An 8,054-nucleotide genomic window follows, 5' to 3' on the forward strand; every position below is an offset into this window, starting at 1 on the left:
GGTCGTCGGTCATGCGCTACAGGATACCCGAGGTACCTGCGGGCGCTACCCGGCGGGCTCGGACACCGGCTCGGACTCCGCGACCGGAGCGCTCTCGGGCCGCCACATGAACTCGACCGCGAGTGCCGCCGCGGACAGCGCACCCATCGCGACGAGCACCTGGCTGAGCACGGGGCCGTAGTCCACGAACATGCCGCGGTAGTACGCGCCCGGCATGGCCTGGAGCACGATGATCGCGCCCTGGCTGAGTGCGAGGACGCCCACGCCGAAGGTCACCGCCCACCACGGCCTCGCGAACCGGTCGCCGCCGATCTGCGCGAGGCACAGCGAGACGAACGTCGCCGGGACGACCAGCAGCAGGATGTCGGCGACGGGATACGCGACCGTGCGCACCATCGCCGAGACGCTCTCGGCATCCGGGAGCACGAACGGCTGGATGACGCCGAACCACAGCACCGCGAGGAAGGCTGCCCCTGTCCCCGCGGCCCCGAAGCCAGGGCGGCGCCAGTCCACCATGGGGACGTACGCCTGCCCCACCGCGACGAGCGCCGCCCCGAGGAGGAAGTACTCCGCGATCAACCCCACATCCGTGAGGATCGGGTCGAGGCCCCACGCGGTCTCGCCGGCGCGCGCGAGGTTGCCCAGCGCGAAGGCCCCGATGCCGAGGCCCACGAGCAGCCACTGCCGGCGCCACGGCTCGGCCTTCGGGAACGACAGTGCGATGAGCAGCACGGTCGCGGAACACACCGCCGCGATCCCCACCGCGCCGATGGAGGCGACCATCTCGAGCCCGGCCTCGTCGGTCCCGATCCCGAACACCGACCAGATCGCCAGGCCGAGCGTGCACGCCGCGCCGATCACGAACAGGATCAGTGGGCTCACCGAGCGCTTCATGTCGCACGACCTCCTCGCCGCGGCCGCGCACGGCCGCGCTCCTCGCACCGGCACCAGTGACGCCCCTGCACAGCAGTCTACCCGTGCGGGCGAAGGCGCGCACGCCTAGGACGCGCGCTAGGCGATCGTGACGATGGCGTCCTCGCCGGTGACCGCGGCGACCAGGTCGGACATCGTCCCGACCTCGCCGACGGCGAGCGCCTCCTTGAGGTGCAGCACGTCGAGGCAGGTCCCGCACGCGCGCACCGCGACGCCGTTGTCGACGAGCAGGCGCAGGTCGTCGAGCGAGTCGGAGCCCTCGCAGGCCAGCCGCACGCCCCCGTTCGACAGCAGGACCGCGGCCGGGGGCGTCTCCGCCCTCGCGAGCGAGTAGAGGAAGTTGCGCATCAGCAGGCGGCCGAGCTCGTCGTCGCCGGTGCCCATGCGATCGGTCATGACGAGGATCCGCTTGGCCATCGTGCCCTTCCGTTCGATCCGCCGCCGCCGCGGCGGCGGCTCGGTCGCTCCGTCTATACCACCTGTCCGCACCGCTGATACTGATGAGCCGCCCTGAGGATACGGAGCCGCTCAGACTCGCGCCGGGGTGAGGCCTTCAGAACGGCTCACCCGTCCGAACGGGCGGCCGCGATCCGGTACGACCCGTCGGCGACCTGCTCCACATCCACGGTGTAGCCGAGGAACCGCAGATGGTTCGCCACGTTCGCCTTCGCCGTCCCACTATCCACCAGGACCGTCAGCTGTCCGGGCTCCGGCCCGTTCGCCGCCTCGTCCGCCATCATCACCGGCAGCGGGCACGAGAGCCCGCGCGCATCCACTGTCGCCATCGTCTGCTCCCTACTCTTCCGTCTCGGCCACAGCCGGACCACTCGTCACCGGAGAGACCGCCTGCGCACGCTTCCACACGCCGATGCCGACGAGCACCGCCGCCATCACGGCCAACAGCGGCCACGCCATCGGCGAGAGCCCCTTGGCGCTCGAGGCGTACTGGAAGGTGTGCATGAACCACGCGCCCGCCGCCATGCCGAGCACCGCCGCGAGTGCATCGAGATCACCCTCGCCCGTCATGATCACCTGCCGGAACGGACACCCGCCGAGCATGACCGCGGCCAGTCCCGCAACAGCCATCGCGGCGAAGTTGCCGAGCAGGTCCGTGTGGGCGATCGGCTGTCCGGTGAAGCCGAGCTTGAACTGGCCGAGCAGCAGGTTCGCGACCAGCGCCCCGGCGAGGAGTCCGCCCACGCCGAGCAGGAGGTCGAACCGCTTCCATATGAGCGCATCGCGCACGCCGCCGACCGTGCAGAAGCGGCTGCGCTGCGCGACCACCCCGAGTGCGAGCGCGGCCACGAGCGACGCGAGGAACGGTGCCCTCAGGCCTCCCGGCATCGGCTTCGCCGCGTCGACGGACTGGGCGGAACTCACCACGCTGCCGTCCGCGCCGACGACCGCGCCCTCCACCATGGTCGCCCCTGCAGGCTTGAGCACCGAGCCGTCCTTGGCGATGACCGCCTTCTCGGCCGTACTCCTCGCGCCCGCCGGCGTCACGGTGAACACCGCCGGCTTGAAGGCGAACGCCGCTGCGGCACCGAGGATCAGGATCCCTGCGAAGACCGCAGGGCCGACCCATCCTGCGAACGCCGGCAACTTGCGCGAGCGTCCGAGGTCGTATCGCCGCCGCAGGAAGACCGTGCCGATCCCGATCCCGGCCACGAGGCCAACGATTCCCACCGCCGCGTTCAGGTCGCCGCCCGCGAGACGCAGCCACGCGCGCACGGTGCAGCCCAGGAATATCAGCGCGCCGACCATGAAGACGAAGCCGAGGACGAACCGGAGCAGGGCCGACGACCCGCCTCGGGCCCTGAACTCCTTTGCCACGAGCGCCGAGGCCGTCGCCCCGATCACCAGTCCCGGTATCTCGGGCCGGATGTACGCGACCGCTCCCATGTTCGCGCCGGCGCCGCCGAAGAAGCCGACCGTGTCCCGCATGAAGCACGCGATGCACAGGCCCATGTTGCCCGGATTGCCCGCCTTGACCAGAAGTGCTGCGACGACCCCGATCACTGCCCCCGCGATGCCAAGCCCTACCGCGGTCCTGCTGACCCCTTGTGACGTACTCATGCTCTCCTCCTTCGCGCGACCGGCGTCATCGCCGGTCCTCGGCCACACACAACGCTGCACCCAGCGCACCCACGGTCTGCGCGCTCTCCGGCACGATGACCTCGCCCTCGAAGCCGACCCGCACGAGGTCCACCATCGCGAGGTTGTTCGCCACCCCACCTGCGAACACCAGCGGGCCTCGCGCCCCGACGCGCCCGAGCGACGCGAGGGTGCGCTTGGCGATCGCCTCGTGCAGCCCGCGGGCGATGCGGCCCCGGTCCTCGCCGCGGTGCACGAGGCCCGTGACCTCGCTCTCGGCGAAGACCGTGCACATCGAGGAGACGGCGACGCCGTCGCGCGCGGTGAGCGCGGCCGACGCCAGCTCCTCGAGCGTGAACCCGAGGGCGTGCGCCATGCCCGCGGGCCGGTTGCGCTGGCCGAGGTACGCCGAGCCGTACAGCTCGCCGACGGCCTCCAGCAGGCAGTCATGCTTCTCGAGGTCCAGGCCGAGCTCGGCCCACATCGGGTGGTAGTCGACGGTCTCGTTCTCGCCCATTCGAGGGTCCCTTCATCGCGAACGGTGAAGGGAAGCATAAGCGATTCGCATAGGATGATTCAACGCGGGTGATGCTCAGGCTACTTCAGGGTGACGCGCCCTGCCTCGCCGTCGACCACGCGCCCGACCACCACGCCGTGTTCCCCGCGCGACTCGAGCGCCTCGAGCAGGGCGCCCGCGCGCTACTCCGGCAGCGCCATGAGCAGGCCACCGCTCGTCTGCGGGTCGCACAGCACGAGCCGCTGCGCCTCGTCGGCCGGACCCCACGCGACGTGCGGGTCCACGTGCGCGAGGACGTCCTTCGCGCGCCCGGGCCACACGCCTTGCGCCGCGTACTCGAGCGCGCCGCCAATCACCGGCACGGCCTCCAGGTCCAGCTCCGCCGCGCAGCCGCTGCCGAGCGCCATCTCGCGCAGGTGCCCGAGCAGCCCGAAACCGGTCACGTCGGTGCCCGCGCTCACGCCGGCCTCGACCATCGCCTCGGACGCGGCGCGGTTCAGCCGCGCCATCGACTCGATGACGTCACGCAGCGTGTCCTCGGTCTCCAGGCCGCGCTTGAGTGCGGTGTTCATGATCCCGACGCCGATGCGCTTCGTGAGCACGAGCGCGTCGCCCGGCCGCGCGCCCACGTTGCGCACGACCCGGGCGGGGTCCGCGTCGCCGAGCACCGACAGGCCATACTTCGGCTCGGCGTCGTCGATCGTGTGGCCGCCGGCGATCACCGCGCCCGCCTCGCGCACCTTGTCCGCGCCCCCGCGCATGACGTCCGCGACGACGCCCGCGTCCATCGAGCATGGGAACGCGAGCAGGTTGAGCGCCACCAGCGGACGGCCGCCCATGGCGTAGATGTCCGACAGCGCGTTGGCCGCCGTGATGCGCCCGAAGTCGTACGGGTCGTCGACCATCGGCGTGAAGAAGTCGACGGTGAGCAGCAGCGCGCGGCCGTCGGCGATCCAGACCGCGGCGTCGTCCGAGGTGTCGAAGCCCACCATCAGCGAGGCCGACTCACCCGGGGAGAAGCGTTCGAGCACGGCAGCGAGGTCGCCCGGACCCCACTTCGCCGCTCAACCCGACTTCGACGACATCGTCGTCAGCCGGATGCGCTCGCCATCGGTCATCGGCCGCAGGCGAGCGCTACGCCAGCGCCGAGAGGTCCGGGTCGGCCGGATACGGCGCGACCGGCTCCATGAACAGGAAGCCCTGCGCGTAGCGCACGCCCAAGGCCCGGAGCGTGTCGAGCTCCGCCCTGGTCTCGACCCCCTCGGCGACCAGCTTCACGCTGATGCGGTCGGCGAACATCACGAGCGACTCGACGAGGTGCTTGCGGACCTGGTCGGTGTCGATGTCGCGCACGAGCGACAGGTCGATCTTGAGCCACTCCGGCCGGACCTCCGCGAGCACCTGCAACGAGCTGTAGCCCGCACCGGCGTCGTCGACGGCGAGCGCGAAGCCCAGCGTGCGCAGGTGCTCGAGGGTCGCACGGAACGACCGGAAGTCCTCGATGGCGCGCCGCTCGGTGATCTCGAGGACGATCTGCTGCGGCGCGAGGCCGGCGTCCGCGAGCACCGAGCCCAGCACGATCTCGCGCAACTCGGGGTCGGCGACCGCCTCGGGCTCCATGTTGATGAAGATCAGCCGATCGTCCGGGATGGACGAGGCGACCTGGATGGCCTTGCGCCGGCACAGCCGCTCGAGCCGGAACACGAGGTCGGCATCGTACGCCGTCTCGAACAGCTTGTCGGGGCGCTCGAACTCGCCGCCCTCCGGTCCGCGCGAGAGCGCCTCGTAGCCGACGACGCTCATGTCCTTCAGGTCGATGACCGGATGGACGAGCGTGGACACCAGCTCGCCGTCGATGATCTCCTTCAGGCGCGCGCGGCGCTGCTCGGCGTCGACGGCCTCCCGGTCGTGGCTCTCGGAGAGCGCCTGGTCGAGGCCCTCGTGCACGAGGCGCTCGAGGCGCACGTTGTCGTCACGCTTGATGATCGACGAGCCGGCGTAGCAGCCGAACTTGCGGAAGAGCGCGGGCTCGATCGTCTTGGCGAGCTCCTCGTGGACGCGCTGCTCGACACGCTGGGTGAGCACCTCGAGAGCGTCCTGGTCCATGGTGAGGCTGTTGCGCGGAGGGGACAGCACGATCACGAAGGAGTTCCCCGACACCATCAGCTCGGCGAGGATGTCCGAGTCGCGCAGGTCGGTGCCGGTGATCTCCTCGAGCGCCTCGCCGGTCCTGCGCATGACGTCGTCGAAGACGCGCCAGCCGTAGATCTCCTCGATGCGGCTGTAGCGCACGACGTTCAGGCACAGCAGCGAGACCTCGCCGCGCTCCTCGAGCAGCACCTTGATACGCGGGAACAGCAGCGGCGCGGTGGGCAGGCCCGTGACCGCGTCGAACAGCAGCCCGCGGATCTCGGGATGCGCCTCGATCGCGGTGGCGAGCTCGAGCCACGACTCGAGCAGGTGGTCCCGGGCCCTTTCGATGCGTTCGTTCTGCATGCCGCTCCCCTGTCCCCCAAAGACGACGCTCCAAGCGCCGTCGAGTCTAGCGCTTACTCGTACGTTATGCGCAGCGCGGCCGTCCCGTTCGGCTCGAGCGGGACCCCGAACGACACGTCGCCCACCGGTGCGGGCTTGCCGCCGCGCACGTCGGCGATGGAGCGCGCCGGCCGGTCGAACGTCAGCCCGGCGGTGGCCTTCTCGGGCGCGTGGTTGAGCAGCAACAGGATGTCGTCCGACTCGCCGTTGAGCAGCGCGACCTCGACGCTCGGGTTGTCGCAGGCGAGCGGCGCACCGCACCCCGCGGCCCGCGCCACGGCGCCGTAGACCGATCGCAGCATGCGCTTGGCGGCGGCCGGAGGCGCCCACGGGTCGCCCTGCGCGAACGCCCGCTCCATCGGGACGGCGACGAACGCCGCGCGGCCCTGCCCGTAGGTGTTGAGCGTCAGCAGCGGCGAACCCTTCGCGTCGGTGGCCACGACCGTCGCGCCGCCGTGCCCGAGCAATGCGAAATGCGCGACCTCGAGCGGCGCGTCGAACGACACGAGCGGCCCGAGCATGTCGGGCTGCGCGACGCGGCACGACAGCGCCGGCCTCGCACCGTGGTCGCCGAGGAACTCGACGCCGAAGACCTCGCGGACCAGGGGGTCGGCGTCGCCGCCGCCGTACGAGTAGACGAGCGAGCCGCCGCCCTGCACGAACGCGGCGAGCCGCTCCCAGGTCGCCGAGGACATGTGGAAGACGCTCGGCACGATGAGCACGGTGTAGGCCGACAGCTCGTCGTCCTCGCGCGCGACGGTGACCGGGACGTGCGCCTCCTTCGCGGAGATGTACGCCTGCAGGCAGGAGCGCGGGTCGTACAGTCCCGCGAGGTTGGGCAGCGGGTCGTAGCGCTCGGAGGGGATGAGCACCGCCGTGCGCTCGGGAAGCAGCGTGTAGCGCTTCAGGTCGACGTGCGCCGCGACCTTCACGAACGACTTGACCTCGTTCCACGAGGGCTTCTCGCGCCCCTCGGTGTCGGTGACGCCGACGAGCACCTCCCACGGGTCGCGGAAGTACGGCTCGCGCCGCTCGACGTCCAGGTCGCGGTAGCGCCGCAGCACCACGCCGGCCGCGCGGTTCATGAGCGCGGCGTACAGCACGGTGCGCACGTACGCGGCCTCCTCGGCGGGCGAGTTGTCGAGCGACTGCACGCCGACCTCGTCGAGCACGACCGGCAGGCCGCGGGACGCCGAGCGCAGCAGGAAGGTGTCGATGTAGGTCGCCGGTCCCGAGGTGATCGGACCTTCGGCCGCGTACGCGCGGTACGACGCGGTCACGTGGGAGACGGCGAACTCGCCCTCGTCGATGGCCGCGCGCGGGTCGACGGCGTTGGCGCGGAAGAGCGTCTCGGGATCGGCCGACACGATGATCGGCCGCTCGGTGTCGACCTCGCGGATGGCGTCACGCATCGTACGCGCCCACTCCGCGAGCGCGGCCGTGTCCTCGAAGCCGGACAGGAACGCCTCGTTGGCGAGGTCCCACGCGAAGATGATCGTCTCGTTGCGCAGGCGGTTGACCACCTTCTGGACGAGCGCGACTTGGCGCTGCACGAGGTACTGGTCGGTGCGCGGGTCCCGCTTCTTGCCCCACGGCACGTCGTTCATCTCGGCGAGGCGGTCGTCGGCGAAGAAGGTCACCAGCACCTGCAGCTTGCGCTCGCGCGCGCCGCTGACGAGCTCCTCGAGGCGGTCGAGCGCGTGCTCGTCGTACTGGCCGACCTGCGGCTCGAGCATCTTCCACGAGATGAAGAGGCGCACGAGCGTCAGACGCGCCTCGTCGAACGCGTCGAAGTCCTCCTCGAAGGGGCGCTTGTACCAGTCGCCCCACGCCTCGGTCTCGGCGTCGAGCGGCCAGTACGCCACGCCAACCGGGAAGACCGGGTTGCGCCGCGGCGCCTTGGGCACCTCGACCGGCTCGGCCGCCGGCTCGGGAGGCGGAGGCGGCGTAGCAGGAGCTGCGGGCTTGCGCGTCG

At 71.1% G+C, this 8,054-nt stretch carries 7 protein-coding genes and 1 pseudogene; all 8 read right to left on the reverse strand.

What is annotated here, in order from left to right:
* Positions 1–45: 45 nt before the first annotated feature.
* Positions 46–894, reverse strand: a complete 849-nt coding sequence (locus tag FDZ70_04180) for a hypothetical protein (GenBank protein TLM78485.1) — start codon at positions 892–894, stop codon at positions 46–48.
* 117 nt (positions 895–1,011) lie between these two features.
* Entirely contained in the window at positions 1,012–1,350 is a 339-nt protein-coding gene (yedF, locus tag FDZ70_04185) for a sulfurtransferase-like selenium metabolism protein YedF (GenBank protein ID TLM78486.1), read from the reverse strand.
* Between the two features lie 146 nt (positions 1,351–1,496).
* Entirely contained in the window at positions 1,497–1,718 is a 222-nt protein-coding gene (locus FDZ70_04190) for a preprotein translocase subunit TatB (protein TLM78487.1), read from the reverse strand.
* A 10-nt stretch (positions 1,719–1,728) separates the two neighbouring features.
* On the reverse strand, positions 1,729–3,009 hold the full coding sequence (locus tag FDZ70_04195) for a YedE-related selenium metabolism membrane protein (GenBank protein TLM78488.1): 1,281 nt from the start codon (positions 3,007–3,009) through the stop codon (positions 1,729–1,731).
* A 25-nt stretch (positions 3,010–3,034) separates the two neighbouring features.
* Entirely contained in the window at positions 3,035–3,544 is a 510-nt protein-coding gene (locus tag FDZ70_04200; GenBank protein ID TLM78489.1) for a hypothetical protein, read from the reverse strand.
* 80 nt (positions 3,545–3,624) lie between these two features.
* Positions 3,625–4,662: pseudogene (selD, locus tag FDZ70_04205) on the reverse strand (selenide, water dikinase SelD).
* A gap of 16 nt (positions 4,663–4,678) precedes the next feature.
* A complete protein-coding gene (locus FDZ70_04210; GenBank protein TLM78490.1) occupies positions 4,679–6,040 on the reverse strand; it encodes a GGDEF domain-containing protein in 1,362 nt (453 codons plus the stop codon).
* A gap of 53 nt (positions 6,041–6,093) precedes the next feature.
* Complete coding sequence (locus tag FDZ70_04215; protein ID TLM78491.1) at positions 6,094–7,986, reverse strand: hypothetical protein; 1,893 nt, start codon at positions 7,984–7,986, stop codon at positions 6,094–6,096.
* Positions 7,987–8,054 lie beyond the last annotated feature (68 nt).

Source organism: Actinomycetota bacterium (assembly GCA_005774595.1).
Taxonomy (GTDB): domain Bacteria; phylum Actinomycetota; class Coriobacteriia; order Anaerosomatales; family D1FN1-002; genus D1FN1-002.

Excerpts from the sequence above, each read along its gene's own strand:
- FDZ70_04180 (TLM78485.1), bottom strand. The coding sequence starts at position 894 with ATGAAGCGCTCGGTGAGCCCACTGATCCTGTTCGTGATCGGCGCGGCG.
- yedF (TLM78486.1), bottom strand. The coding sequence starts at position 1,350 with ATGGCCAAGCGGATCCTCGTCATGACCGATCGCATGGGCACCGGCGAC.
- FDZ70_04190 (TLM78487.1), bottom strand. The coding sequence starts at position 1,718 with ATGGCGACAGTGGATGCGCGCGGGCTCTCGTGCCCGCTGCCGGTGATG.
- FDZ70_04195 (TLM78488.1), bottom strand. The coding sequence starts at position 3,009 with ATGAGTACGTCACAAGGGGTCAGCAGGACCGCGGTAGGGCTTGGCATC.
- FDZ70_04200 (TLM78489.1), bottom strand. The coding sequence starts at position 3,544 with ATGGGCGAGAACGAGACCGTCGACTACCACCCGATGTGGGCCGAGCTC.
- FDZ70_04210 (TLM78490.1), bottom strand. The coding sequence starts at position 6,040 with ATGCAGAACGAACGCATCGAAAGGGCCCGGGACCACCTGCTCGAGTCG.